The 26,095-nt window shown below is 57.9% G+C and carries 23 protein-coding genes and 1 riboswitch; of the genes, 10 read left to right on the top strand and 13 right to left on the bottom strand.

The genetic code is table 11. The annotated features are described in order from the left end of the window. Window positions 1–53 precede the first annotated feature (53 nt). Window positions 54–4,277 (top strand): DNA-directed RNA polymerase subunit beta', encoded by a 4,224-nt coding sequence (rpoC, locus tag ABLV64_RS05345; protein WP_004206757.1) that lies wholly within the window; start codon window positions 54–56, stop codon window positions 4,275–4,277. A gap of 399 nt (window positions 4,278–4,676) precedes the next feature. Then, window positions 4,677–6,017: an anaerobic C4-dicarboxylate transporter DcuB gene (gene dcuB / locus ABLV64_RS05340; RefSeq protein ID WP_008808003.1), complete on the top strand. Its 1,341-nt coding sequence runs from the start codon at window positions 4,677–4,679 to the stop codon at window positions 6,015–6,017. A 43-nt stretch (window positions 6,018–6,060) separates the two neighbouring features. Here dcuB and ABLV64_RS05335 read toward each other — a convergent pair whose 3' ends face one another. The 10 genes from ABLV64_RS05335 to ABLV64_RS05290 form a co-directional block, all read right to left on the bottom strand. Next, the gene (locus ABLV64_RS05335) at window positions 6,061–6,378 is read right to left on the bottom strand and encodes a PTS lactose/cellobiose transporter subunit IIA (protein ID WP_004206755.1); all 318 of its coding nucleotides are present in this window, start codon (window positions 6,376–6,378) and stop codon (window positions 6,061–6,063) included. Window positions 6,379–6,381: 3 nt separating this feature from the next. Then, window positions 6,382–6,687, bottom strand: a complete 306-nt coding sequence (locus ABLV64_RS05330) for a PTS sugar transporter subunit IIB (protein ID WP_002884150.1) — start codon at window positions 6,685–6,687, stop codon at window positions 6,382–6,384. Window positions 6,688–6,859: 172 nt separating this feature from the next. Continuing rightward, window positions 6,860–8,392 (bottom strand): sensor domain-containing diguanylate cyclase, encoded by a 1,533-nt coding sequence (locus tag ABLV64_RS05325; protein ID WP_004206753.1) that lies wholly within the window; start codon window positions 8,390–8,392, stop codon window positions 6,860–6,862. 316 nt (window positions 8,393–8,708) lie between these two features. Beyond that, a complete protein-coding gene (gene thiH, locus ABLV64_RS05320) occupies window positions 8,709–9,842 on the bottom strand; it encodes a 2-iminoacetate synthase ThiH (RefSeq protein WP_217325168.1) in 1,134 nt (377 codons plus the stop codon). Then, complete coding sequence (thiG, locus tag ABLV64_RS05315; RefSeq protein WP_032456545.1) at window positions 9,839–10,609, bottom strand: thiazole synthase; 771 nt, start codon at window positions 10,607–10,609, stop codon at window positions 9,839–9,841. The genes thiH and thiG overlap by 4 nt, the downstream gene beginning before the upstream one ends. A gap of 1 nt (window position 10,610) precedes the next feature. Further along, window positions 10,611–10,811 (bottom strand): sulfur carrier protein ThiS, encoded by a 201-nt coding sequence (gene thiS, locus ABLV64_RS05310; protein ID WP_004206750.1) that lies wholly within the window; start codon window positions 10,809–10,811, stop codon window positions 10,611–10,613. Further along, window positions 10,795–11,550: a thiazole biosynthesis adenylyltransferase ThiF gene (thiF, locus tag ABLV64_RS05305; protein ID WP_100051264.1), complete on the bottom strand. Its 756-nt coding sequence runs from the start codon at window positions 11,548–11,550 to the stop codon at window positions 10,795–10,797. The genes thiS and thiF overlap by 17 nt, the downstream gene beginning before the upstream one ends. Beyond that, window positions 11,543–12,178, bottom strand: a complete 636-nt coding sequence (thiE, locus tag ABLV64_RS05300; RefSeq protein ID WP_017901116.1) for a thiamine phosphate synthase — start codon at window positions 12,176–12,178, stop codon at window positions 11,543–11,545. Before thiE ends, thiF begins: the two co-directional genes overlap by 8 nt. Further along, entirely contained in the window at window positions 12,178–14,073 is a 1,896-nt protein-coding gene (gene thiC / locus ABLV64_RS05295) for a phosphomethylpyrimidine synthase ThiC (RefSeq protein ID WP_004206747.1), read from the bottom strand. The genes thiE and thiC overlap by 1 nt, the downstream gene beginning before the upstream one ends. Window positions 14,074–14,157: 84 nt before the next feature. Further along, a riboswitch (TPP riboswitch) is annotated at window positions 14,158–14,281 on the bottom strand. A 53-nt stretch (window positions 14,282–14,334) separates the two neighbouring features. Continuing rightward, window positions 14,335–14,832, bottom strand: a complete 498-nt coding sequence (locus tag ABLV64_RS05290) for an Rsd/AlgQ family anti-sigma factor (RefSeq protein WP_004206746.1) — start codon at window positions 14,830–14,832, stop codon at window positions 14,335–14,337. A gap of 93 nt (window positions 14,833–14,925) precedes the next feature. Between ABLV64_RS05290 and nudC the strand changes: the two genes are divergently transcribed. The 6 genes from nudC to ABLV64_RS05260 all read left to right on the top strand — a co-directional run bounded on the left by nudC (window position 14,926) and on the right by ABLV64_RS05260 (window position 19,288). Next, complete coding sequence (nudC, locus tag ABLV64_RS05285) at window positions 14,926–15,699, top strand: NAD(+) diphosphatase (RefSeq protein WP_004206745.1); 774 nt, start codon at window positions 14,926–14,928, stop codon at window positions 15,697–15,699. Between the two features lie 40 nt (window positions 15,700–15,739). Continuing rightward, on the top strand, window positions 15,740–16,804 hold the full coding sequence (hemE, locus tag ABLV64_RS05280) for a uroporphyrinogen decarboxylase (RefSeq protein ID WP_004206744.1): 1,065 nt from the start codon (window positions 15,740–15,742) through the stop codon (window positions 16,802–16,804). 12 nt (window positions 16,805–16,816) lie between these two features. Next, complete coding sequence (gene nfi / locus ABLV64_RS05275; RefSeq protein WP_004206743.1) at window positions 16,817–17,488, top strand: deoxyribonuclease V; 672 nt, start codon at window positions 16,817–16,819, stop codon at window positions 17,486–17,488. Window positions 17,489–17,530: 42 nt separating this feature from the next. Then, window positions 17,531–18,121, top strand: a complete 591-nt coding sequence (locus tag ABLV64_RS05270; protein WP_004206742.1) for a YjaG family protein — start codon at window positions 17,531–17,533, stop codon at window positions 18,119–18,121. 186 nt (window positions 18,122–18,307) lie between these two features. Beyond that, a complete protein-coding gene (gene hupA, locus ABLV64_RS05265) occupies window positions 18,308–18,580 on the top strand; it encodes a nucleoid-associated protein HU-alpha (protein ID WP_002884342.1) in 273 nt (90 codons plus the stop codon). A gap of 12 nt (window positions 18,581–18,592) precedes the next feature. Continuing rightward, entirely contained in the window at window positions 18,593–19,288 is a 696-nt protein-coding gene (locus tag ABLV64_RS05260; protein ID WP_023319466.1) for a DUF1481 domain-containing protein, read from the top strand. Window positions 19,289–19,291: 3 nt separating this feature from the next. On the opposite strand, the gene zraP is transcribed toward ABLV64_RS05260, so the two are convergent. Then, the gene (gene zraP / locus ABLV64_RS05255; RefSeq protein ID WP_130943210.1) at window positions 19,292–19,729 is read right to left on the bottom strand and encodes a zinc resistance sensor/chaperone ZraP; all 438 of its coding nucleotides are present in this window, start codon (window positions 19,727–19,729) and stop codon (window positions 19,292–19,294) included. 259 nt (window positions 19,730–19,988) lie between these two features. Between zraP and zraS the strand changes: the two genes are divergently transcribed. Together zraS and zraR are read left to right on the top strand one after the other, a co-directional pair. Next, window positions 19,989–21,383 (top strand): two-component system sensor histidine kinase ZraS, encoded by a 1,395-nt coding sequence (gene zraS / locus ABLV64_RS05250; protein WP_017901121.1) that lies wholly within the window; start codon window positions 19,989–19,991, stop codon window positions 21,381–21,383. After that, a complete protein-coding gene (gene zraR, locus ABLV64_RS05245; protein ID WP_348843331.1) occupies window positions 21,370–22,701 on the top strand; it encodes a sigma-54-dependent response regulator transcription factor ZraR in 1,332 nt (443 codons plus the stop codon). The genes zraS and zraR overlap by 14 nt, the downstream gene beginning before the upstream one ends. Here zraR and purD read toward each other — a convergent pair. After that, window positions 22,691–23,986: a phosphoribosylamine--glycine ligase gene (gene purD / locus ABLV64_RS05240; RefSeq protein WP_096834000.1), complete on the bottom strand. Its 1,296-nt coding sequence runs from the start codon at window positions 23,984–23,986 to the stop codon at window positions 22,691–22,693. The two genes, zraR and purD, sit on opposite strands and share 11 nt — an antisense overlap. 15 nt (window positions 23,987–24,001) lie before the next feature. Continuing rightward, complete coding sequence (gene purH, locus ABLV64_RS05235) at window positions 24,002–25,591, bottom strand: bifunctional phosphoribosylaminoimidazolecarboxamide formyltransferase/IMP cyclohydrolase (protein WP_004206735.1); 1,590 nt, start codon at window positions 25,589–25,591, stop codon at window positions 24,002–24,004. Window positions 25,592–26,095 lie beyond the last annotated feature (504 nt).

Here is a 26,095-nt window from a genome sequence, read left to right as displayed (position 1 = left end):
TGCCGGGTTAACGCCCGGCAGCGGAATGTGCTAACTCCGACGGGAGCAAATCCGTGAAAGACTTATTAAAGTTTCTGAAAGCGCAAACTAAAACCGAAGAGTTTGATGCGATCAAAATTGCTCTGGCTTCGCCAGACATGATCCGTTCATGGTCTTTCGGTGAAGTTAAAAAGCCGGAAACCATTAACTACCGTACGTTCAAACCTGAGCGTGACGGCCTTTTCTGCGCCCGTATCTTTGGGCCGGTAAAAGACTATGAGTGCCTGTGCGGTAAGTACAAGCGCCTGAAACACCGCGGTGTGATCTGTGAGAAGTGCGGCGTTGAAGTGACCCAGACTAAAGTGCGTCGTGAGCGCATGGGCCACATCGAGCTGGCATGTCCGACTGCGCACATCTGGTTCCTGAAATCTCTGCCGTCCCGTATCGGCCTGCTGCTGGATATGCCGCTGCGCGATATCGAACGTGTACTGTACTTTGAATCCTATGTGGTTATCGAAGGTGGCATGACCAACCTCGAACGCAACCAGATTCTGACGGAAGAACAGTACCTGGACGCGCTGGAAGAGTTCGGTGACGAATTCGACGCGAAGATGGGTGCGGAAGCGATCCAGGCGCTGCTGCGCAATATGGATCTGGAGCAGGAGTGCGAGCAGCTGCGTGAAGAGCTGAACGAAACCAACTCCGAAACCAAGCGTAAAAAGCTGACCAAGCGCATTAAGCTGCTGGAAGCCTTCGTACAGTCTGGCAACAAGCCGGAGTGGATGATCCTGACCGTTCTGCCGGTACTGCCGCCAGATCTGCGTCCGCTGGTTCCGCTGGATGGCGGTCGTTTCGCGACGTCTGACCTCAACGATCTGTATCGTCGCGTGATCAACCGTAACAACCGTCTGAAACGTCTGCTGGATCTGGCTGCGCCGGATATCATCGTACGCAACGAAAAACGTATGCTGCAGGAAGCGGTAGATGCCCTGCTGGACAACGGTCGTCGCGGTCGTGCGATCACCGGTTCTAACAAACGTCCTCTGAAATCTTTGGCCGATATGATCAAAGGTAAACAGGGTCGTTTCCGTCAGAACCTGCTCGGTAAGCGTGTTGACTACTCCGGTCGTTCTGTTATCACCGTAGGTCCATACCTGCGTCTGCATCAGTGCGGTCTGCCGAAGAAAATGGCGCTGGAGCTGTTCAAACCGTTCATCTACGGCAAGCTGGAGTTGCGAGGACTCGCCACCACCATCAAAGCCGCTAAGAAGATGGTTGAGCGCGAAGAAGCTGTCGTTTGGGATATCCTGGACGAAGTGATCCGCGAACACCCGGTTCTGCTGAACCGTGCGCCGACCCTGCACCGTCTGGGTATTCAGGCATTCGAACCGGTTCTGATCGAAGGTAAAGCCATCCAGCTGCACCCGCTGGTTTGTGCGGCATATAACGCCGACTTCGATGGTGACCAGATGGCTGTTCACGTACCGCTGACGCTGGAAGCCCAGCTGGAAGCGCGTGCGCTGATGATGTCTACCAACAACATCCTGTCCCCGGCGAACGGCGAACCAATCATCGTTCCGTCTCAGGACGTTGTACTGGGTCTGTACTACATGACCCGTGACAGTGTTAACGCCAAAGGCGAAGGCATGGTGCTGACTGGCCCGAAAGAAGCTGAGCGTATTTATCGCGCCGGCTTGGCCTCTCTGCATGCGCGCGTTAAAGTGCGTATCACTGAATACGAAAAAGACGACAATGGTGAGTTTGTCGCGAAAACCAGCCTGAAAGACACGACCATTGGCCGTGCCATTCTGTGGATGATCGTACCGAAAGGTCTGCCGTTCTCTATCGTGAACCAGGCGCTCGGTAAGAAAGCGATCTCCAAGATGCTGAACACCTGTTACCGTATTCTGGGCCTGAAACCGACCGTTATTTTCGCGGACCAGACGATGTACACCGGCTTTGCTTACGCAGCGCGTTCAGGTGCATCCGTTGGTATCGATGACATGGTCATCCCGGAGAAAAAATACGAAATCATCAGCGAAGCGGAAGCGGAAGTTGCTGAGATTCAGGAACAGTTCCAGTCCGGTCTGGTGACCGCGGGCGAACGCTACAACAAAGTTATCGATATCTGGGCTGCGGCGAACGATCGTGTATCCAAAGCGATGATGGATAACCTGCAAACCGAAACCGTGATTAACCGTGACGGTCAGGAAGAACAGCAGGTTTCCTTCAACAGCATCTACATGATGGCCGACTCCGGTGCGCGTGGTTCTGCTGCACAGATTCGTCAGCTGGCCGGTATGCGTGGTCTGATGGCGAAGCCGGATGGCTCCATCATCGAAACGCCGATCACCGCGAACTTCCGTGAAGGTCTGAACGTACTCCAGTACTTCATCTCCACGCACGGTGCGCGTAAAGGTCTGGCGGATACCGCACTGAAAACAGCGAACTCCGGTTACCTGACTCGTCGTCTGGTCGACGTTGCCCAGGACCTGGTCGTCACTGAAGACGACTGCGGCACCCTGGAAGGCATCACCATGACGCCGGTTATCGAAGGTGGCGACGTTAAAGAGCCGCTGCGCGATCGCGTACTGGGTCGTGTGACTGCGGAAGACGTGCTGAAGCCGGGTACCGCGGATATTCTGGTTCCACGCAACACGCTGCTGCACGAGCACTGGTGTGACCTGCTGGAAGCGAACTCCGTTGACTCCGTCAAAGTGCGTTCCGTTGTATCCTGTGACACCGACTTTGGTGTATGTGCGCACTGCTATGGTCGTGACCTGGCGCGTGGCCACATCATCAACAAAGGTGAGGCTATCGGCGTTATCGCGGCACAGTCCATCGGTGAGCCGGGTACACAGCTGACGATGCGTACGTTCCACATCGGTGGTGCGGCATCTCGTGCGGCTGCTGAATCCAGCATCCAGGTGAAAAACAAAGGTAGCATCAAGCTCAGCAACGCGAAGTCGGTTGTGAACTCCAGCGGTAAACTGGTTATCACTTCCCGTAACACCGAGCTGAAACTGATCGACGAATTCGGTCGTACCAAAGAGAGCTATAAAGTGCCTTACGGTGCGGTTATGGCGAAAGGCGACGGTGAGCAGGTTGCCGGCGGTGAAACCGTCGCAAACTGGGATCCGCACACCATGCCGGTTATCACCGAAGTGAGTGGTTTCATCCGCTTCACTGACATGATCGACGGCCAGACCATTACTCGTCAGACCGACGAACTGACCGGTCTGTCTTCGCTGGTGGTTCTGGACTCTGCAGAACGTACCGCAGGTGGTAAAGATCTGCGTCCGGCGCTGAAAATCGTTGATGCTCAGGGCAACGACGTTCTGATTCCAGGCACCGATATGCCGGCTCAGTACTTCCTGCCGGGTAAAGCGATTGTTCAGCTGGAAGATGGCGTACAGATCAGCTCTGGTGACACCCTGGCGCGTATTCCGCAGGAATCCGGCGGTACCAAGGACATCACCGGTGGTCTGCCGCGCGTTGCGGACCTGTTCGAAGCACGTCGTCCGAAAGAGCCGGCAATCCTGGCTGAAATCAGCGGTATCATTTCCTTCGGTAAAGAAACCAAAGGGAAACGTCGCCTGGTTATCACCCCGGTAGACGGTAGCGAACCGTACGAAGAGATGATTCCGAAATGGCGTCAGCTCAACGTGTTCGAAGGTGAACGTGTAGAACGTGGTGACGTGGTTTCCGACGGTCCGGAAGCGCCGCACGACATTCTGCGTCTGCGTGGCGTACATGCTGTGACCCGTTACATTGTTAACGAAGTCCAGGACGTATACCGTCTGCAGGGCGTTAAGATTAACGATAAACACATCGAAGTTATCGTTCGTCAGATGCTGCGTAAAGCCACCATCGAAAGCGCAGGCAGCTCCGACTTCCTCGAAGGCGAGCAGGTGGAATACTCCCGCGTCAAGATCGCGAACCGCGAACTGGAAGCGAACGGCAAAGTGGGCGCAACGTTCTCCCGCGATCTGCTGGGTATCACCAAAGCGTCTCTGGCCACCGAGTCCTTCATCTCCGCGGCATCGTTCCAGGAGACCACTCGCGTGCTGACCGAAGCAGCCGTTGCGGGCAAACGCGACGAACTGCGCGGTCTGAAAGAGAACGTCATCGTGGGTCGTCTGATCCCGGCCGGTACCGGTTATGCGTACCACCAGGATCGTATGCGCCGTCGCGCTGCTGGCGAACTGCCGGCGGCACCGCAGGTGAGCGTGGAAGAAGCATCTGCCAACCTGGCAGAGCTGCTGAACGCAGGTCTGGGCGGTTCTGACAACGATTAATCGTTGATGCACTGCTGAAAAGCCGGTCAGGTTTCCTGACCGGCTTTTTTATTGCCTGTTCTCCGCGGTACCCGTCTTTAATTACATTTACGTCATATCCAGGCTGCAATTTTTTAGCAATTAATTCATACAAAATATCCATTAATCTATCACCTCAAAAAACCTTTCTTTATATATGGGTAAAACTTCTACTCATATCAAAAAATAATCAATTCAAAGAGGATATATTCAAAATACCTGATGAATCATGGGATTACTGCTGCTGCTTTATCTTCGGCGCGACGGCTCTGGAGAGGGATCGCTGCATCTCATGCTTCCCCCAACAAGGCGCAGAAATAACCCCGGCAGACAGGTATGGATCATTACTTTAGGTCTGAGCGGACAGGCTCTGGGGGCTGCATGGAATTCGCGATACAACTCATTATTATCTTAATTTGTCTGTTTTATGGTGCCCGAAAAGGCGGTATTGCGCTGGGGCTGCTGGGCGGCATCGGTTTGGTGATCCTCGTTTTTGTTTTTCATCTCCAGCCGGGCAAACCGCCGGTTGATGTGATGCTGGTGATCATTGCGGTGGTGGCGGCCTCGGCGACGCTGCAGGCATCCGGCGGTCTGGATGTCATGCTGCAGATTGCTGAGAAGCTGCTGCGGCGTAACCCAAAATATGTCTCTATTGTGGCGCCTTTCGTCACCTGCACGCTGACCATCCTCTGCGGTACCGGTCACGTGGTGTATACCATCCTGCCGATTATCTACGATGTGGCGATCAAGAATAACATTCGCCCGGAGCGTCCGATGGCCGCCAGCTCCATTGGCGCCCAGATGGGGATCATCGCCAGCCCGGTCTCGGTGGCGGTGGTTTCGCTGGTGGCGATGCTGGGGAATTTTACCTTTAACGGTAAACATCTGGAGTTTCTCGATCTGCTGGCGATAACCATTCCGTCCACGCTGCTGGGCATTTTAGCGATCGGCATCTTCAGCTGGTTCCGCGGCAAAGATCTGGATAAAGACGAAGCCTTCCAGGCGTTTATTGCGGTACCGGAGAACCGCCATTACGTCTATGGCGATACGGCGACGCTGCTGGATAAAAAGCTGCCCACCAGCAACTGGATAGCGATGTGGATTTTTCTGGCCTCCATCGCTGTGGTGGCGCTGCTTGGCGCCTTCTCTGAACTGCGTCCGGCCTTTGACGGTAAACCGCTGTCGATGGTGCTGGTGATCCAGATGTTTATGCTGCTTTCCGGGGCGCTGATTATCATCATTACTAAAACCAACCCGGCATCGATTTCCAAAAATGAGGTCTTTCGTTCGGGAATGATCGCTATCGTCGCGGTGTACGGCATCGCCTGGATGGCGGAGACCATGTTTGGCGCGCACATGACCGAGATTAAAGGCGTGCTCGGGGAGATGGTCAAAGAGTATCCATGGGCCTATGCCATCGTTCTGCTGCTGGTTTCGAAGTTTGTGAACTCGCAGGCGGCAGCGCTGGCGGCGATTGTTCCGGTGGCCCTGGCCATCGGCGTTGATCCGGCCTATATCGTGGCTTCTGCGCCGGCCTGCTATGGCTACTATATACTGCCGACCTACCCAAGCGATCTGGCGGCGATCCAGTTTGACCGCTCAGGGACCACCCATATTGGCCGCTTTGTGATTAACCACAGCTTTATCCTGCCCGGGCTCATCGGCGTTGGCGTCTCATGCGTGTTTGGCTGGGTATTCGCGGCGATGTACGGCTTTCTGTAAGCGGGGACGGGCGCCGGCAGCGACGCCCGTTTAATTCGAGAGATTATTGCGCGAGGGGCAGGCGACGGTATAGTTCAATCATATCGGTCGCCAGATCCTGAATGACCATGGCGTTCATCAGATGGTCCTGAGAATGCACGGTGATCAGGTTGACCGGTAACTTACCGCTGCCTTCATCCAGGCCGATAAGCTGGGTCTGAATTTTATGCGCATGTTTGACGAACTCATGGGACTCGGCCATGGCCTGCTCCGCTGCGGCAAAATCGCCTTTCCGCGCCAGCTGTAGCGCCGTGAGCGCCGCGCTGCGCGCAGAACCCGCGTTAACCAGCAGCTCCATGATGATCGTTTCTAAATCTTCCATCGATTACTCCAGCATCTTAAGGGCTTTATCCAGAACGGCATCACCTTTCATCATGCCGTAGTCCATCATATCGATCACCGCGACCTTTTTGCCGAACGGGTCGGCCAGCGCCTGAAGCTTCGCCTGCTCATATTTCACCTGCGGGCCGAGCAGAATAATGTCGGCGGCGGCCAGATTATCTTTAAACTCGGCGACCGGTACGGCCTTGATGGAGACTTCAACACCTTTCTTCTGCGCGGCATCTTGCATACGCTGAACCAGCATGCTGGTAGACATACCGGCGGCACAGCACAAAACGATATTCTTCATAGTCAGTGGCCCTTGTGTTCCGTGATGTCCTATCTTTATCGCGGCCCTGGCGATGCGACAACCGCTTTACCGTGATTGTGTGTAAGTCATCACACAAAAATTGAAACCGGTTTCATTTTTGTCGGAAAAAATAAAAAAGCCCACCGAAGTGGGCGGTTGCGGCGCTGAAGCCCTAGGCGCGCAGGATGCGGTTTTTACCCTGCTGTTTGGCTTTGTACAGCGCTTCATCGACGCTCACCACCAGCTTATCCAGCGGCTCCATGTTCCATTCCCCCAGCCCGGCGCTGAAGGTGACCGTCAGGCCATCTTCGCGCCAGGTGCGCCGTTCGACGTTTACCCGCCATGTTTCCAGCAGCGTGCGGGCGTTATCAATATGTTCGGCAGGAAAGACCACCGCGAACTCTTCGCCACCATAGCGATAGAGGGATATCTCCAGCGGCTGGAGGACCTGCAGTCCTTCGCGGGCGACGTTTCGCAGAACGATATCGCCGTTGAGGTGACCCCAGGTGTCGTTGATCGATTTGAAGTTATCGATATCGACCAGCGCGAGGGCGAACGGCTGATGATCGTTCATCAGCGCGGCAATATCACTATCGAAGGCGCGGCGGTTCTTGCAGCCGGTGAGCGCGTCGATGGTCGCCTGGCGGACGTAGGTCAGCTCGCGCTGCTTATTAGTTTCAATGGCTTTACTCAGCATCGCCTCGAGGCGGGGGGCGCGTTTGACGTCGCCGGTTTTAATCGCATTGATGATATTCATCAGCACGGTGCGGGAGGCATGACGCAGATAAAGGCCGAACAGGATGATGATGATCGCCGCGAGGGCAAAACCGCCGATCACTAAATTGGTTTCATGGCGCGTCAGATTGACCAGGGTGGTGTTATCAACACGGAAAATCACAAACCAGTCGGGATTGGTAAAGGAGTAATAGTAATACCAGGTGTCGCTTCCGGGATCGTAAAGCTGCCCCTCGCCGCTGGTCATTTTATCCATCAGCTCATTACTGACGAAGGGTTTAAACAGCGCACCAGGGTCGGAGTGCAGGACCACTTTGCCATCACGCTGTACCACAAAAAACTCGCCCTGTACGGGGGCCACCATCTGACGCAGCGCGAACCCCATGGAGGTGAGATCAAGATGAAAGGCCAGGCTGCCCTTGAGTTTCCCTTCCGGAGTGATGATGGGTTTGAAAATGGTAATCGTCGGATGGTGGGTAAAAAAATCCATATATGGGCTGGTGTAGTGGCTGAAGGTGCTGGCTTCCGCCTGTTTGATAAACCAGGGCCGCGTTCTGGGATCGAAAGCCCGGCTGTCTTCATTTTCCAGCACCTCCGGGGCGCGCAGATAGTGGCCCTCGGTATCCGCCAGTGAGATGGATGAGACGCTCGGCATCATGTTCTGTAACTGCATCAGCGTCGTTAATCCTTTCTCCGGCTCCACATTGACTGCGCGATTCAGTTCGTCATTGCGGGCAAAGAAGGCGACCGCGCGCCCAAGGATAAAATCATTTTCCCGCAGCAGGGTTTCCGTATAGTTGATCGCCAGGTTGTGGGTAAAGTTGCGGTTAATGTCGTGATAATCTTCAAGAAAATCTTTCCGCTGCGCCAGGGTGACAAAAATAGCGATCAGCATAAAACTGAGCAAGATGCCGGCAAACCCCACGACGATCGGCGTCGTGAAAGAGAGCTTTCTGTTGTGTAGAGCCATGAATCGTTAATCGTCCCGGATGTATAAACCATGGGTCCGAACGCAGGTTGTGACTGCGGCGCCTGCCGATCGAATCAGTTAACTATTGCTCAATTATAACTCTGAGGCCTTCATGTATCGTGATTTATATTCGGCGATAATGCACAGGCCCTCGTTCAGCGCGGAGAGGCAGGGCGAAAATGAGGAAGAAAAGGTTCGCCCTGGTCAGCGTCCGCTGCTGACCCGGGCAGAATAGAAAAAGGGCGCCTGGCGGGCCAGCCTCAGTTTTTCATCTCTCGTGCAGACGCGCAAAAATATCAGGCGCTTACACTGTTCATCATGAGGTTTGCGAGGCGCGTCCCAGCCAGCTGTCCCAGTCTTTCCATACCGGCTGCAGGCCGCGGGCAGCCAGCGCGCTGGCGACTTCTTCAGGTCGACGGCCATCGTGCGGCGCGAACTGCTCAAGCTCCGGATGATCGTCGGCGTAACCCCCGGGCTGGGTTTTGGAGAAGGCGCTGACGTTATTGATCGCCAGCGGGATCACCCGGTCGCGGAACCAGGGGGATTCGCGGGTGGATAGCGACAGCTCAACCTCCGGCGCCAGCAGGCGGAAGGCGCAGATGGTCTGCACCAGCTGACGCTCATCCATTAGCGAGGCTGGTTCAATGCCGCCGGCGCAGGGACGCAGACGCGGGAAGGAGACCGAATAGCGGCTGCGCCAGTAGCGTTGCTGCAGCCACAACAGGTGCTCAGCGACCATAAAGCAGTCCACTCGCCAGCTGTCGGAAAGGCCGATCAGCGCGCCAAGGCCGATCTTATCGATCCCCGCCTCGCCCAGGCGATCCGGCGTATCCAGCCGCCAGAAGAAATCCTGTTTTTTCCCTTTCAGATGGTGCTGGGCGTACATACCTTCGTGATAGGTCTCCTGATAGACCATCACCCCGTCGAGCCCCAGGGTTTTCAGCTCGGCATACTCGTCGGTCGCCAGCGGCTGTACCTCCATATGCAGCGAGGCAAACTGGCTGCGGATTGCCGGCAGGTGCTGGCGGAAATAATCCATTCCCACCTTGCCCTGATGCTCACCGGTTACCAGCAGCAGATGCTCAAAACCCAGGTCGCGGATCGCGGCGCACTCGCGGGCAATCTCGGCGGCATCCAGCGTCTTGCGCTTAATGCGATTGCTCATCGAGAAGCCGCAGTAGGTGCAGTCGTTGGCGCACAGGTTGGAGAGATACAGCGGCACGTAGAAGCTGACGGTATTGCCGAAGCGCTGGCGGGTAAGCCGCTGCGCGCGCTGGGCCAGAGGTTCAAGATACCCGGCCGCCGCTGGCGAAAGCAGTGCCATCATATCGTCGCGGGTCAGCTGTTTGGCCGCCAGCGCCTGTTCGACATCGGCGGCGGTTTTACCGTTGATGCGCAGGCGGATGTCGTCCCACTCCAGCTGCCGCCAGCGATCGCTAAAGGTTTTCATGCCAGCGCCTCCAGGAATCCGGTGAGCGGGCTGGTGGCCTGCGCCTGCGCGCTGCGCGCCCCCGGTCCGGCCTGACGGGCCAGCAAGCCGGCCTCGACCGCCATACGGAAGGCGTGGGCCATGGCCACGGGATCGTCGGCGACGGCAATAGCGGTATTGACCAGCACCGCGTCCGCGCCCATTTCCAGCGCCTGCGCCGCATGGCTCGGAACGCCGATGCCGGCGTCGACGACCACCGGCACCGTCGCCTGTTCGATAATAATCTCCAGCATGGCTTTGGTTTCCAGCCCCTGATTTGAGCCGATCGGCGCGCCCAGGGGCATCACCGCCGCGCAGCCAGCCTCTTCCAGTCGTTTACACAGCACCGGGTCGGCGCCGCAGTAGGGCAGCACCACGAACCCTTCGCGGACCAGCAGCTCCGCCGCTTTCAGGGTTTCAATCGGGTCGGGCAGCAACCAGCGGGCGTCCGGGTGGATCTCCAGTTTCAGCCAGTGGGTGCCCAGAGCCTCCCGTGCCAGGCGGGCGGCAAACACCGCCTCTTCCGCCGTCTTGGCGCCCGAGGTATTCGGCAGCAGGCTGACCCCCGCCGCCAGCAGCGGGGCGAGGATGGCGTCATTGTGCTGACGTAAATCGACGCGCTTCATTGCCAGGGTGACCAGCTGGCTGCCCGAGGCGCGAATCGCCTCAACCATCACCCCCGGGGCGGCGAATTTGCCGGTACCGGTGAAAAGATGGGATTCAAATGTTTTGTCTGCAATACGTAACATGTCAGCCTCCAGCGATAACCTGAAAAAGCAGGACTCGATCGCCTTCCTGCAAGAGATGATCTTCCCACCGATCGCGCGGCAGAATGTGTTGATTGAGCGCCAGCGCGACGCCCGGCTGCAGCTGTTCGAGCTGGGTCAGCAGGGCGCTCACGCTGAGATTGTCGGCGCACGCCAGCGGCTCGTCGTTAAACCAGATCTGCATGTCGCCCTCCGCAAATCGGGCAGTCCCGGGAACGCTGTAGCGCCAGGTTACGCCAGTTGCTGGTGCGGGCGTCGAACAGCCGCAGAGTGTTGCGCGGCGTCGTCATGCCGCTGAGCAGCTTAATGGCCTCCAGCGCCTGCAGCGTGCCCATCATGCCGACCACCGGACCGACGATCCCCGCGGTGCGGCAGTTGCGCTGCGGTTCGTCGCTATCCGGCCACAGGCAGCGATAGCAACCCTGCGTCCAGGGGGGGGTGAGCACCATCAGCTGACCGCCGAAGCCGACGGCGCTGGCGGTCACTAACGGGATGTCGAGGGCCACGCAGGAGGCATTGATCGCCTGGCGGGTGACCATGTTATCGGTACAGTCCAGCACCACGTCCGCTTTCGCCACCTCGGCGCGCAGCGCCTCGCCGCTTAATCGCTGCTGGAGCGCAACCAGTTTGATCTGCGGATTTAGCTGGCTGAGCCGCGTCTTTGCCGCCGCGGCTTTTGGCCGATCGATATCCGCGCTGGTGAACAGGATCTGCCGCTGCAGATTGCTGAGATGCACGGCGTCGTCATCGGCCAGGGTCAGCGTCCCGACGCCAGCCCCGGCCAGATAGAGCGCCGCCGGGGAGCCCAGCCCGCCAAGGCCGATAATCAGCACCCGGCTGGCTAACAGCTTCTGCTGACCCTCGATGGCAATATCCTCCAGCAGCAGCTGGCGGCTATAGCGCATAAAGTCGTGATCATTCATCGCCCGCTCCTGCCAGCGCCAGCAACTGGTCGGTCGCTGCCCGCCAGTCCGCCGCCTGGGTGATGGCGCTGACCACTGCGATGCTGCCGACGCCGGTCGCCAGCACCGCCGGGGCCTTTTCAAGGCTAATTCCGCCGATCGCCACGGTGGGGTAATCCGCCAGGCGTTGGATATGTCTGGCAAGCTGCTCGAGTCCCTGCGGCGCGGAGGGCATCTGTTTGGTTTGCGTCGGGAAGACGTGACCCAGAGCGATGTAAGAGGGACGCGCCGCCAGGGCGATATCAATCTCCATATCGTCATGGGTGGAGACGCCAAGACGTAGCCCGGCTTTGCGGATGGCGCTCAGATCGGTGGTTTCCAGATCTTCTTGTCCGAGATGTACGCCGTAGGCCTGGTGCTTGATCGCCAGTCGCCAGTAATCGTTAATGAACAGCCGGGCGTGATAGCGGCGGCCAAGGGCGATGGCGGCGATGACGTCATCCTCCACCTCGCTGTCGCGTCGGTCCTTGATGCGTAACTGAAGGGTGCGTACTCCAGCTTCGAGCAGGCGTTCAATCCACGCCACGCTGTCCACTACCGGGTAGAGCCCGAGACGAAACGGGACGGGTGGAAAATCAGGCTGATACATCAGACTTCCTCCTGTTTCAGGTAGATTTCGCCGCCGCGGGCGCGGAAGTGATGCGACATATCGGCCATGCCGGCGTCGATGGCCTGCCTGGCGGCGTAGTCGCGGACTTCCTGAGTGATCTTCATTGAACAGAATTTCGGACCGCACATGGAGCAGAAGTGGGCAACTTTGCCGGATTCCTGCGGCAGGGTTTCATCGTGATAGGCCCGAGCGGTGAACGGATCCAGCGCGAGGTTAAACTGGTCTTCCCAGCGGAATTCGAAGCGCGCCTTCGACATGGCGTTATCGCGGATCTGCGCCCCTGGATGGCCTTTCGCCAGGTCAGCGGCGTGGGCGGCGATTTTGTAGGTAATCAACCCCTGCTTCACATCCTCTTTGTTGGGCAAGCCGAGATGCTCTTTCGGCGTGACATAGCACAGCATGGCGCAGCCGAACCAGCCGATCATCGCCGCGCCGATGCCGGAGGTGAAATGGTCGTAGCCCGGCGCAATGTCGGTGGTGAGCGGCCCGAGGGTGTAGAACGGCGCTTCGTGGCAGTGCTCCAGCTCTTCGGTCATATTGCGGCGGATCATCTGCATCGGCACGTGGCCGGGACCTTCGATCATCACCTGCACGTCATACTCCCAGGCGATTTTCGTCAGCTCGCCGAGGGTGCGCAGCTCGGAGAACTGTGCTTCGTCGTTGGCATCCTGAATGGAGCCGGGGCGCAGGCCATCGCCCAGCGACAGCGAAACGTCATAGGCGGCGCAGATTTCGCAGATTTCGCGGAAATGCTGGTAGAGGAAGTTTTCCTGATGGTGCGACAGACACCATTTGGCCATGATCGAGCCGCCGCGCGAGACGATGCCGGTCAGACGCTTCGCGGTCATCGGGACGTAGCGCAGCAGTACGCCGGCGTGAATGGTGAAGTAGTCGACTCCCTGTTCGGCCTGTTCCAGCAGGGTATCGCGGAAGACTTCCCAGGTGAGGTTCTCGGCGATGCCGTTGACCTTCTCCAGTGCCTGGTAAATCGGCACAGTGCCGATGGGGACCGGACTGTTACGCAGGATCCACTCGCGGGTTTCGTGGATATAGCGGCCGGTAGAGAGATCCATCACCGTATCGGCGCCCCAGCGGGTAGACCAGACCAGTTTCTCGACCTCTTCTTCGATGGAGGAGGTCACCGCTGAGTTGCCGATATTAGCATTCACTTTCACCAGGAAGTTGCGCCCGATAATCATCGGCTCAGACTCCGGGTGGTTGATATTGGCCGGGATGATGGCGCGCCCGGCGGCCACTTCATCGCGGACGAACTCGGGGGTAATGTTTTCCGGCAGGCGGGCGCCGAAGCCTTCTCCGGCATGCTGCTGGCGCAGAACTTCGCTGCGAATACGTTCACGGCCCATGTTTTCGCGTATGGCGATGAACTCCATCTCCGGGGTGACGATCCCCTGGCGGGCGTAGTGCAGTTGGGTAACACATTTGCCGGCAACGGCGCGTTTTGGCGTCAGCTGGCTATTGAAGCGCAGCTCATCGAGGCCGTCATCGGCCAGCCGCGCTTTGGTATAGGCCGAGCTGCGTTCGTTGAGCGGGGCGCAGTCATTACGTGCGTCGATCCACGGCTGGCGCAGCCTGGCCAGCCCCTGGCGGACATCAATGCCAATATCCGGGTCGCCATAAGGCCCGGAGGTGTCATACACCGGGATCGGTTCGTTGGCTTCGTAATGGGGGTTATCGTTATCGCCGCCGACGAGGGTCGGGCTGAGCTGGATTTCACGCATTGGGACGCGGATATCCGCTTGTGAACCTTGAATGTAGATACGGCGCGAATTAGGAAAAGCAGCGCCTTCCAGCGTATCGATAAATCGCTGCGCGTGCTCGCGTAGCTCACGACGGGTCAGTTTGGTAGTAGACATAGCGCATTCCAGATATAAAGGACATGGCTTGTCAGACGACGGATGGAGTAACAGATGCGATCGGCCCTGACGGACTGACGCGAACAGCAGTTTACTCTTGTTCCCTTCGCAGGTATTAGCCTGATCAGGTTCCGCGGATCCCGAATTAACGGTCTCAGCCTTTTCCATGTAGCCTTCACATGGAAAATAAGCACTCCGACAAGATGACATCCCCTCCGGGGAGGGGGAATGGAGGTAAACTACTCGTTAATTGCGCACAACTCAAGCGGTCGGGGCAATATTATCGCGCACCTCATCGCTCAGGTGATGGGCGACGGCGAGGGCGATCAGTTTATCTTCCAGGGCGAAACGCGCTTCCAGCGACTCGCCGATATCCGACAGCGCCTGCTGAAATTCAAGGTAGTTATCATGATCAATGGCGTTTTCGAGGCAGGTATCGTAGTAGTCCATCATCTGCTGGGTATTGGCTTCCAGCTGCGGGTAAAGCCGGGTGGCGGCTAAAAGTGGGGTATCGCCTTCCATTTCGCCAATAATGCGTTCATAAATACTAAAATGACCGGACGAGAGGTAATCCACCAGACTTTGGCAAAAGTCATCCAGTGCCTTTTCGTTTAGCCGCATAAACGACTCTTTGCCCGGTTTCAGGCCAACCAGATTGTAGTAAGCCACGAGCAGATGCTTACGCACTTGTAGCCAGCGATCGACCAGTTCATTACTACCGCCAACGCGCTCCGTCAGATTTTCCAGCTGGTTTAGCATGATTGACTCCGCTAGTTTTGATTTAAATCTGCTCACCAAAATGTAAATATAATGTTAACAACATGCCAGTGAAGCAAAGGTAGTGCAATAGATATGGATCGTATTATTGAAAAATTAGATCGCGGCTGGTGGGTTGTCAGTCACGAACAAAAATTATGGTTGCCTGGTGGAGAATTACCACATGGCGAAGCGGTTAATTTCGATCTTGTCGGCCAGCATGCGCTGCATATTGGCGAATGGCAGGGGGAGCCCGTCTGGATGGTGCGCCAGGATCGCCGCCATGACATGGGATCGTTACGCCAGGTGCTGGATCAGGATCCGGGTCTATTCCAGCTGGCGGGGCGAGGGATCCAGCTTGCCGAATTTTACCGATCGCATAAATTTTGCGGCTACTGCGGCCACCCGATGCATGCCAGTAAAAGTGAATGGGCGATGCTGTGCAGCCACTGCCGTGAACGTTACTACCCGCAAATCGCCCCGTGCATTATCGTCGCTATCCGTCGCGACGATGCGATCCTGCTGGCGCAACATACCCGACATCGTAATGGGGTACACACCGTGCTGGCCGGGTTCGTCGAGGTTGGCGAAACCCTTGAGCAGGCGGTCGCCCGTGAGGTGATGGAGGAGAGCGGTATCAAGGTGAAAAATCTGCGCTACGTGACTTCTCAACCATGGCCGTTCCCCCAGTCGCTGATGACTGCCTTTATGGCGGATTACGCAGAGGGCGATATCGTGGTGGATAAAAAAGAGTTACTCAGCGCGGACTGGTACCGCTATGACGATCTGCCGCTTCTGCCGCCGCCAGGTACGGTGGCGCGCCGGCTTATCGAAGATACCGTCGCGATGTGTCGGGCAGAGTTCGAGTGACATGTTACACTGGGCGTATCAACGCTAAAGGAATGTAAAAATGACCGAACTGAAGAACGATCGTTACCTGCGCGCGCTGCTGCGTCAGCCGGTTGATGTCACCCCGGTGTGGATGATGCGCCAGGCGGGCCGCTATTTACCGGAGTACAAAGCCACCCGTGCGCAAGCGGGCGACTTTATGTCGCTGTGTAAAAATGCCGAGCTGGCCTGCGAAGTGACGCTCCAGCCGCTGCGTCGTTATCCGCTGGACGCGGCGATCCTCTTTTCGGACATCCTGACCATCCCGGACGCCATGGGGCTGGGGCTGTACTTTGAGGCAGGCGAAGGCCCGCGCTTCACCTCGCCGGTGAAAAGCAAAGCCGACGTCGACAAGCTGCCAGTCCCGGATCCCGAGCAGGAACTGGGCTACGTGATGAATGCCGTGCGCACCATTCGCCGTGAACTGAAAGGCGAAGTGCCGCTGATCGGTTTTTCCGGTAGCCCATGGACGCTGGCGACCTACATGGTGGAAGGTGGCAGCAGTAAGGCTTTCACCGTCATCAAAAAGATGATGTACGCCGAACCGCAGGCGCTGCACGCGCTGCTGGATAAACTGGCGAAGAGCGTCACCCTGTACCTCAACGCGCAGATCAAAGCCGGCGCGCAGTCAGTAATGATTTTTGACACCTGGGGCGGGGTGCTGACCGGTCGCGACTATCAGCAGTTTTCCCTCTACTATATGCATAAAATCGTCGATGGCCTGCTGCGGGAAAACGAAGGCCGCCGCGTGCCGGTGACACTGTTCACCAAAGGCGGCGGTCAGTGGCTGGAAGCGATGGCGGAGACCGGCTGTGACGCGCTGGGTCTCGACTGGACCACCGATATTGCCGATGCCCGTCGTCGCGTGGGCGACAAAGTCGCGCTGCAGGGCAACATGGATCCGTCCATGCTCTATGCGCCCCCCGCGCGTATTGAAGAAGAAGTCGCGACCATCCTCGCCGGCTTTGGTCAGGGGGAAGGCCACGTCTTTAACCTCGGCCACGGCATCCATCAGGACGTTGACCCTGAGCATGCGGGCGTCTTTGTTGAAGCGGTGCATCGTCTTTCCGCACCCTATCACCAGTAGGAGATCAGCCATATGGATTTAGCCGCACTCCGTATCCAGCAGCAACAGTTAGCCGCGTCGGTAGAGCGCGCGGATCGACTGGATCGTGACCCACCGACGTTGATCGGCGGCGCGGATGTCGGGTTTGAGCAGGAAGGGGAGATCACCCGGGCTGCGATGGTGCTGCTGACCTGGCCTGAACTGGAGCTGGTGGAGTATCAGGTGGCGCGCGTCGCCACTTCCATGCCCTATATTCCCGGCTTTCTCTCGTTTCGCGAAACCCCTGCGCTGCTGGCGGCGTGGGAGCAGCTTTCGCAAAAACCGGACCTGTTGTTTGTTGACGGCCACGGCATTTCTCATCCCCGGAGATTGGGCGTCGCCAGCCATTTTGGCCTGATGATCGACGTGCCGACCATCGGGGTGGCGAAAAAACGGCTGTGCGGCAAAATCGGCGACCTGGGTGATGAGCCCGGTGCGCTGGCCCCGCTGATGGATAAAAATGAGCAACTGGCCTGGGTCTGGCGCAGCAAAGTGCGCTGCAACCCGCTGTTTATTAGCACCGGCCACCGGGTAGGCATGGACAGCGCTTTAATGTGGGTCGAACGCTGCATGCGAGGCTATCGTCTGCCCGAACCGACGCGCTGGGCCGATGCGGTGGCTTCCCGCCGTCCGTCGTTTGTGCGTTGGCAAGCAAATCACAGCTGATTCAGGTACACTGCGCCTAATTTCTGACTTCGAGAATTCATCATGTTACAAAACCCGATTCACCTGCGCCTGGAGAAGCTGGAAAGCTGGCAGCATGTCACTTTTATGGCCTGCCTGTGCGAGCGTATGTACCCCAACTACGCGATGTTCTGCAAGCAAACCGAGTTTGGCGACGGCCAGCTGTACCGTCGTATCCTGGATCTGATCTGGGAAACGCTGACGGTCAAAGATGCGAAGGTGAATTTCGATAGTCAGCTGGAGAAACTGGAAGAGGCGATCCCGGCGGCAGATGATTTCGACCTGTACGGTGTTTATCCGGCCATAGACGCCTGCGTGGCGTTGAGCGAACTGATCCATTCACGTCTGAGCGGCGAAACGCTCGAGCACGCGATCGAGGTGAGCAAAACCTCTATCACCACCGTGGCGATGCTGGAAATGACCCAGGAAGGTCGCGAAATGACCGACGAAGAGCTGAAAGCGAACCCGGCGGTAGAGCAGGAATGGGACATTCAGTGGGAAATTTTCCGCCTGCTGGCCGACTGCGAAGAGCGTGACCTTGAGCTGATAAAAGGCCTGCGCGCGGACCTGCGTGAGGCCGGCGAGAGCAATATTGGTATAAATTTTCAGCAGTGAGACCAGAAAACGTGATTTACCGCCTGAATTGTAGCGTCTGAAGGCTTCCATTCCGCCCCCCGTCTGGTCTACATTTGGAGGGCGAAAAAAAGTGGCTATCGGTGCGTGTATGCAGGAGGGTGCTTTTTTGGCATTTCCGTCGCACTCGATGCTTAGCAAGCGATAAACACATTGTAAGGATAACTTATGAACAAGACTCAACTGATTGATGTAATTGCGGACAAAGCTGACCTGTCCAAAGCACAGGCTAAAGCTGCCCTGGAATCTACCTTGGCTGCAATTACTGAGTCTCTGAAAGAAGGTGATGCTGTTCAACTGGTTGGTTTCGGTACCTTCAAAGTGAACCACCGCGCTGAGCGTACTGGCCGCAACCCGCAGACCGGTAAAGAGATCAAAATCGCTGCAGCTAACGTGCCGGCATTTGTTTCTGGCAAAGCACTGAAAGACGCAGTTAAGTAAGACCGCGTGGCAGTGAACAGTTTTATCGAAGGGGCTATTAAGCCCCTTTTGTCTGTCTGGCGCCGGCCTCTGGCGCTGGCGGGCATCCTGTTGCTGACTGCCTGCAGCCATAACGCGTCGCTACCACCATTTACCGCCAGCGGTTATGCGGACAACCAGGGGGCGATGCGTATCTGGCGTAAAGATTCTGGCGATGAAGTCCATCTTCTCGCCGCCTTCAGCCCGTGGCGTCACGGGGACACCTCGACCAGCGAATATCGCTGGCAGGGCGATCAGCTGACGCTGATTGAACTCAATGTCTACGGCAAGCCGCCGGAACATATTCGTGCCCGCTTCGACGCGCAGGGCGATCTTAGCTTTATGCAGCGGGAAGTTGACGGGCAGAAGCAGCAACTCTCCAGCGACCAGGTCGCGCTGTACCGTTATCGCGCCGAGCAGATCCGCCAGACCAGCGACGCCCTCCGCCAGGGACGGGTCGTCCTGCGTCAGGGACGCTGGAACGCCGCCGCGCATACCGTGCTGACCTGTGAAGGGCAGACGGTCACGCCCGACCTCGATAGTCGGGCTCTGGCGCACATTGAACGTCGGCAGAGCCACGCTTCCGCCGCGGTGAGCATTGCCTGGCTGGAGGCGCCGGAAGGCTCTCAACTGCTGCTGGTGGCCAATGAAAACTTCTGCACCTGGCAGCCGACGGAAAAAAGCTTCTAACCTTTACCAGTGATTCATGCCCATATGACCGCCGCCGCTACCGCGACAGCCGCCATATCCCATTCCTGCGCCGCGGGGAACGCCAGCCTCAGCCAGGGCGAGATCTAATTTCACCCGCTGCTGATCCAGCTTCTGGCGTAAGCCTTCCATCTCCTGAGCGACGGCTTCAATCTTGCCGCTATCCGGCTTTTGCGCCGTGAGCAACGCATTGTACTCATAGCGTTTGGACTGCAACTGCTGGCGCAGGGCGCTGGTTTGCGCATAGTAATCGTTATGCAGCTTTTGCGCGGTAGCCTGCTGCTCCTGGGTCAGCTGGCTGTAGCCCTGGTTGCCGATCCCGTTATTGTTGCCCCAGTGGTGGTTGGCCCAGGCCGTGTTGCTGCCGAAGGTCAGCGCGGCAAAGGTAACGAGGGCAAGAGGTAAGGTACGGTTCCGTTTCATGGCATTTTCTCCTGTGTGGTTTCTCTCGGTACTGCATCTTTCATGCCAGCCTGAAAAAGCCCGTCCGTGCAGGCCTGCCGAGGCCGTTAAAGAGAAGAGCGAGTAAAAATGACCCGTTCCGCCCGGGACCGGCGAGTCATTTTTACTCGCTAAAGCGCAGGCGATATGTTTGAGAGCAGGTTTGGCCGCGCGGAAACATGGCATGATTTCTGCTGAAAGATCCTGCTGATAGCGAAAAGGAGATGACAAGGACTCGCCGATGAAGATCAAACCTTTTTCCCGGGACGCTGCCGCTGGCGCGCTGAGCTGGCTGCTGACCGGTACGGTAGTGCTGCTGGTGGTGCTGTTCTCCGCGATGATCGTCCGCGACTACGGTCGTGAGACGACCGCCGCCCGACAAACTATCGAGGAGAAGGGGAGCGTACTGATCCGCGCGCTGGAGTCCGGCACGCGCGTTGGCATGGGAATGCGGATGCACCACGCGCAGCTGCAGGCCCTGCTGGAAGAGATGGCCTGGCAGCCGGGCGTCCTGTGGTTCGCGGTGACTGATGACAATGGCGCCATCATCGCCCACAGCGATCCGCAGCAGGTGGGTCAAACGCTCTACAGCCCCGCGCAGATGCGTGCGCTGGCGGTTGGCGAACAGGCTCGCTGGCGGCGGCTTAGCGAGCCGCAGCCGGCCATGGAGATCTATCGCCAGTTTCGCCCGCTCAATCCGGCCCGCGGCCACCATATGGGCATGATGAATCGCGGCAACAGCGCCTTGGCTCAAGCCAGTATCCCGCAGGTGATTTTTATCGCCTTTGATAGCCGCGAGCTGGATGCCGCGCAGGCCAGGGGGCAGCGGAATATGGCCATCATGCTGGGCGCCGCCGCGTTGGTGACAGCGGCAACGATCCTTGCCCAGTTCTGGTTCCGCCGCTATCGCCGCTCACGGAAACAACTGCTGGAGGCGATGGCCCGCAAAGAGAAACTGCTGGCACTTGGCCATCTGGCGGCAGGCGTGGCGCACGAGATCCGCAATCCGCTCTCGTCGATTAAAGGGCTGGCAAAATATTTTGCCGAGCGCACGCCGCCGGGCGGTGAGTCACATCAGTTAGCGCAGGTGATGGCCAAAGAGGCCGACCGCCTCAATCGGGTGGTCAGTGAGCTGCTGGAGCTGGTCCGGCCCGCGCATTTAAATTACCAGCCGGTGGATATTAACGCGCTTATCCACCACTCATTGCAGTTGGTTAGCCAGGATGCGCAGAGTCGCGGGATCGCGCTGCAATTTACGCCGCGCCCGGAGCTCTCCACGATCAACGCCGATGCCGACCGCCTGAACCAGGTGCTGTTGAACCTGTACCTGAACGCGATGCAGGCGATTGGCCGCGACGGCGTCATTCACGTATCGGCAAGTGAAGCCGATCGGCGACGTATGAAAATAGTCGTTAAGGATAGCGGTAAGGGGATGAGCGATGAAGAGCTACAGGCCATCTTCACTCCTTATTTCACCACCAAGGCGGACGGCACCGGGCTGGGGCTGGCGGTGGTGCAGAATATTATCGAACAACATGGCGGGACGATCCGCGCCGAAAGTCAGCCGGGGGCTGGAGCGATATTTACGCTTTGGCTACCGCTGGATGCTCAACGGAGGGAAGATGAGCAGCGATAAGGTACAGATTCTGGTTGTCGATGATGACATCAGCCACTGCACGATCTTGCAGGCGCTGCTGCGCGGCTGGGGCTATCAGGTGGCATTAGCCCACAACGGCCGGCAGGCGCTGGAGCAGATCCATCATCAGGTTTTCGACCTGGTACTGTGCGATATTCGCATGGCGGAGCTGGACGGTATCGCAACGTTAAAAGAGATAAAAGCCTATAACCCGGCGATCCCGGTGCTGATCATGACGGCGTGCTCCAGCGTCGATACGGCGGTGGAGGCCATTAAGTCCGGGGCGCTGGATTATCTGATTAAACCGCTGGATTTTGACACGTTACAGCAGACGTTAGTCCAGGCACTGGCACACACCCGTCATAGCGAGGGCGACCCCAGCGTTGCGACGGATCTACGGTGGGGCATGATTGGCGACAGCCCGGCGATGCAGGCGCTTCTTAACGAAATTACGCTGGTAGCCCCTTCGGACGCGACGGTGCTGATCCATGGGGAGTCGGGAACCGGTAAGGAACTGGTGGCGCGCGCCATCCACGCCTGCAGCGGGCGCGGTGATAAGTCGCTGGTGACGCTCAACTGTGCGGCGCTGAATGAGTCGCTGCTGGAGTCGGAACTCTTCGGCCATGAAAAAGGGGCGTTTACCGGCGCGGAGCGGCGACGTGAGGGGCGCTTTGTCGAAGCGGATGGCGGCACGCTGTTCCTCGATGAAATTGGCGATATCTCGCCATTGATGCAGGTCCGGCTACTGCGGGCGATTCAGGAGCGGGAGGTGCAGCGTGTCGGCAGCAACCAGACGCTTGCCGTTGATGTGCGGCTGATCGCCGCCACCCACCGCAACCTCGCCGAAGAGGTCAGCGCCGGGCGTTTTCGCCAGGATCTCTATTACCGCCTGAACGTCGTGACTATTGAGATGCCGCCGCTGCGCCGGCGCCGGGAAGATATTCCGCAGCTGGCGCAGCACTTTCTCAAACGCTATGCCGAACGCAATCGTAAGGCGGTAAAGGGGTTCACGCCACAGGCGATGGACCTGCTGATCCACTACCCCTGGCCGGGCAATATTCGCGAGCTGGAAAACGCGGTGGAGCGGGCGGTGGTGCTACTGACCGGAAACTATATCTCTGAGCGAGAACTGCCGCTGGCGATCGCCGGTACGCCGCTGCCATCAGGCGGGAGCGAGGAGGGGGGAATTCAGCCGTTAGTGGAAGTGGAGAAAGAGGTGATTCTGGCGGCGCTGGAAAAAACGGGCGGCAACAAAACCGAAGCCGCCCGTCAGTTAGGCATTACGCGGAAAACGCTGCTGGCGAAACTTAGCCGTTAGCCTTTTCACGTTCGATGGCGCGCCAGCCGATATCGCTACGGCTAAAGCTACCGTCCCAGCGAATGTCGGTCAGCAGCTGATAGGCGCGCTGCTGCGCCTGCGCTACGGTATCGCCCAGGGCGGTGACGCACAGTACGCGACCGCCGTTGGTGATCACGCGCTGGTCGTCAGACAGTTTCGTGCCGGCGTGGAAGACTTTACCGTCTGCCGCTTCCTGCTGCGGCAGACCATGGATCTCATCGCCCGTGTTGTAGTTGCCCGGATAGCCGCCGGCGGCAACCACCACGCCCAGCGACGCGCGGTCATCCCACTCGGAGGTTTTCTCATCCAGCTTGCCCGCGCAGGCGGCGAGGCACAGCTCTACCAGGTCGGATTTCATGCGCAGCATGATCGGCTGGGTTTCCGGATCGCCAAAGCGGCAGTTGAACTCAATGACCTTCGGGTTGCCCTGCTTGTCGATCATCAGACCGGCATACAGGAAACCGGTATAGGTGTTGCCTTCCGCGGCCATGCCCTTCACGGTTGGCCAGATAATCCGCTCCATGGTGCGCTGATGGACTTCATCAGTCACGACCGGCGCCGGAGAATAAGCGCCCATCCCACCGGTATTCGGGCCGGTATCGCCGTTGCCGACGCGTTTGTGATCCTGGCTGGTGGCCATCGGCAGGACGTGCTCGCCGTCGACCATCACAATAAAGCTGGCCTCTTCGCCATCGAGGAACTCTTCAATGACGATGCGGTGTCCGGCGTCGCCGAAAGCGTTACCGGCCAGCATGTCTTTGACCGCCGCTTCGGCTTCCTCGAGGGTCATCGCCACGATAACGCCTTTACCCGCCGCCAGACCGTCGGCTTTGATGACGATCGGCGCGCCTTTCTCGCGCAGATAAGCCAGCGCTGGCTCAACGTCGGTGAAGTTCTGATATTCCGCCGTCGGGATATGATGACGAGCAAGGAAATCTTTGGTGAAGGCCTTCGAACCTTCCAGCTGCGCAGCGCCTTCGGTTGGCCCGAAGATGGCCAGCCCGGCGGCACGAAACGCGTCAACCACGCCAATGACCAACGGCGCTTCCGGGCCAACGATGGTCAGGTCGATATTTTCATCCTGGGCGAAGCGAAGCAGCGCCGGAATATCGGTAACGCCGATGGCGACGTTTTGCAGCGACGGCTCCAGCGCGGTACCGGCGTTGCCCGGCGCGACGTAGACGGTATCAACCAGCGGCGATTGGGCCGCTTTCCAGGCCAGGGCGTGTTCGCGCCCGCCGTTGCCGATTACTAATACTTTCATCTGCTGCTCCATGAATTAATGGCGGAAGTGGCGCATGTCGGTGAAAATCATGGCGATGCCGTGTTCGTCAGCGGCGGCAATCACTTCGTCGTCGCGGATAGAGCCGCCCGGCTGAATAACGCAGGTGATGCCGACCGCTGCCGCGGCGTCAATCCCGTCGCGGAATGGGAAGAAGGCGTCAGAGGCCATGGCGGAGCCTTTCACTTCCAGACCTTCGTCACCGGCTTTAATCCCGGCAATTTTCGCCGAGTAGACGCGGCTCATCTGGCCGGCGCCTATGCCGATGGTCATATTGTCTTTGGCATACACGATGGCGTTGGATTTGACGAATTTCGCCACTTTCCAGCAGAACAGCGCATCGCGCAGCTCTTGCTCGCTCGGCTGACGTTTGCTGACCACGCGCAGTTCACCCGCGGTGACCATACCGAGATCGCGGTCCTGAACCAGCAGACCACCGTTAACGCGTTTGAAATCGAGACCGGCAACGCGCGCATCCCACTGACCGCAGGTCAGTACACGGACGTTCTGCTTCGCGGCAGTGATTTTCAGCGCTTCTTCGCTGGCGGACGGGGCGATGATCACCTCGACAAACTGGCGAGAGATGATCGCCTGCGCGGTGTCGGCATCCAGTTCGCGGTTGAAGGCGATGATGCCGCCGAACGCGGAGGTCGGGTCGGTTTTGTATGCGCGATCGTAGGCGTCGAGGATCGAGTCGCTAACGGCAACGCCGCATGGGTTAGCGTGCTTAACGATCACGCAGGCCGGTTCGTTGAACTCTTTCACGCACTCCAGTGCCGCATCGGTATCGGCAATGTTGTTATAGGAGAGCGCTTTGCCCTGCAGCTGGGTAGCGGTTGCCACGGAAGCTTCTTTGACATTCTCTTCTATATAGAAGGCAGCCTGCTGGTGGCTGTTTTCGCCGTAGCGCATATCCTGCTTCTTAATGAAGTTCAGATTCAGGGTGCGTGGGAAGCGGCCAGCGGCTTCTTTGCTTTCGCCATGATAGGCCGGAACCATGCTGCCGAAGTAGTTGGCAATCATGCTGTCGTACGCGGCGGTGTGTTCGAAGGCTTTAATGGCGAGGTCGAAGCGGGTGTCCAGCGTCAGGGAGCCTTCGTTGGCATCCATCTCATTAATGATGGCGGTGTAGTCGCTGCTCTTCACCACGATGGCGACGTCTTTGTGGTTCTTCGCCGCGGAGCGGACCATGGTCGGGCCGCCGATATCGATGTTTTCCACCGCGTCTTCCAGCGAGCATCCTTCGCGAGCGACGGTCTGGGCAAACGGATAGAGGTTAACGACCACCATATCGATAGGCGCGATCCCGTGCTGCTGCATGATGCCGTCATCCTGACCGCGACGGCCGAGGATGCCGCCGTGTACTTTCGGATGCAGGGTTTTCACGCGTCCATCCATCATTTCCGGGAAACCGGTGTAGTCAGAGACTTCGGTTACCGGCAGGCCTTTATCTGCCAGCAGGCGAGCAGTGCCGCCAGTGGACAGCAGCTCGACACCACGAGCGGAAAGCGCCTGCGCGAATTCGACGATACCGGCCTTGTCAGAAACACTGAGCAGAGCGCGGCGGACTGGACGACGTTGTTGCATGGTATTAAATCCCCAGGATTTGAACATTACAGAGAGCGTTAGGTGAGTTTTTGCCTAAAAACTCACCTAACGCACCCAACCGGGCATCCGTGTCATAGCGCGGCATTGTAACGAAAACGTTTGCGCAACGCTCGCGAATTTTTATCTTTCTCTTTAGGCCGATGGTTCTCCTTCTATATAGCTGCCGATCCGCGGCGCTTTCGGTCCTGGTTTGACGCTCTCCTGTGGATAATTCTGTGTGTAAATGGGTATAAAGCGGGGTTTTGCTGGGGAATGCAGCAGTCAGTCATTTTTCTGCCATTTTTCTATTGCGGGCGCTCGAGAACTCCCTATAATGCGCCTCCATCGACACGGCAGATGTGAATTACTTCACACAAACAGCCGGTTCGGTTGAAGAGAAAAATTCTGAAATTCAGGGTTGACTCTGAAAGAGGAAAGCGTAATATACGCCACCTCGCGACAGAGCGCTAAAGCGCGTCGCAACTGCTCTTTAACAATTTATCA

Source organism: Klebsiella sp. JB_Kp031, assembly GCF_040064295.1.
GTDB lineage: Bacteria > Pseudomonadota > Gammaproteobacteria > Enterobacterales > Enterobacteriaceae > Klebsiella > Klebsiella quasipneumoniae.
This window is presented reverse-complemented; position numbering and strand designations above follow the sequence as displayed.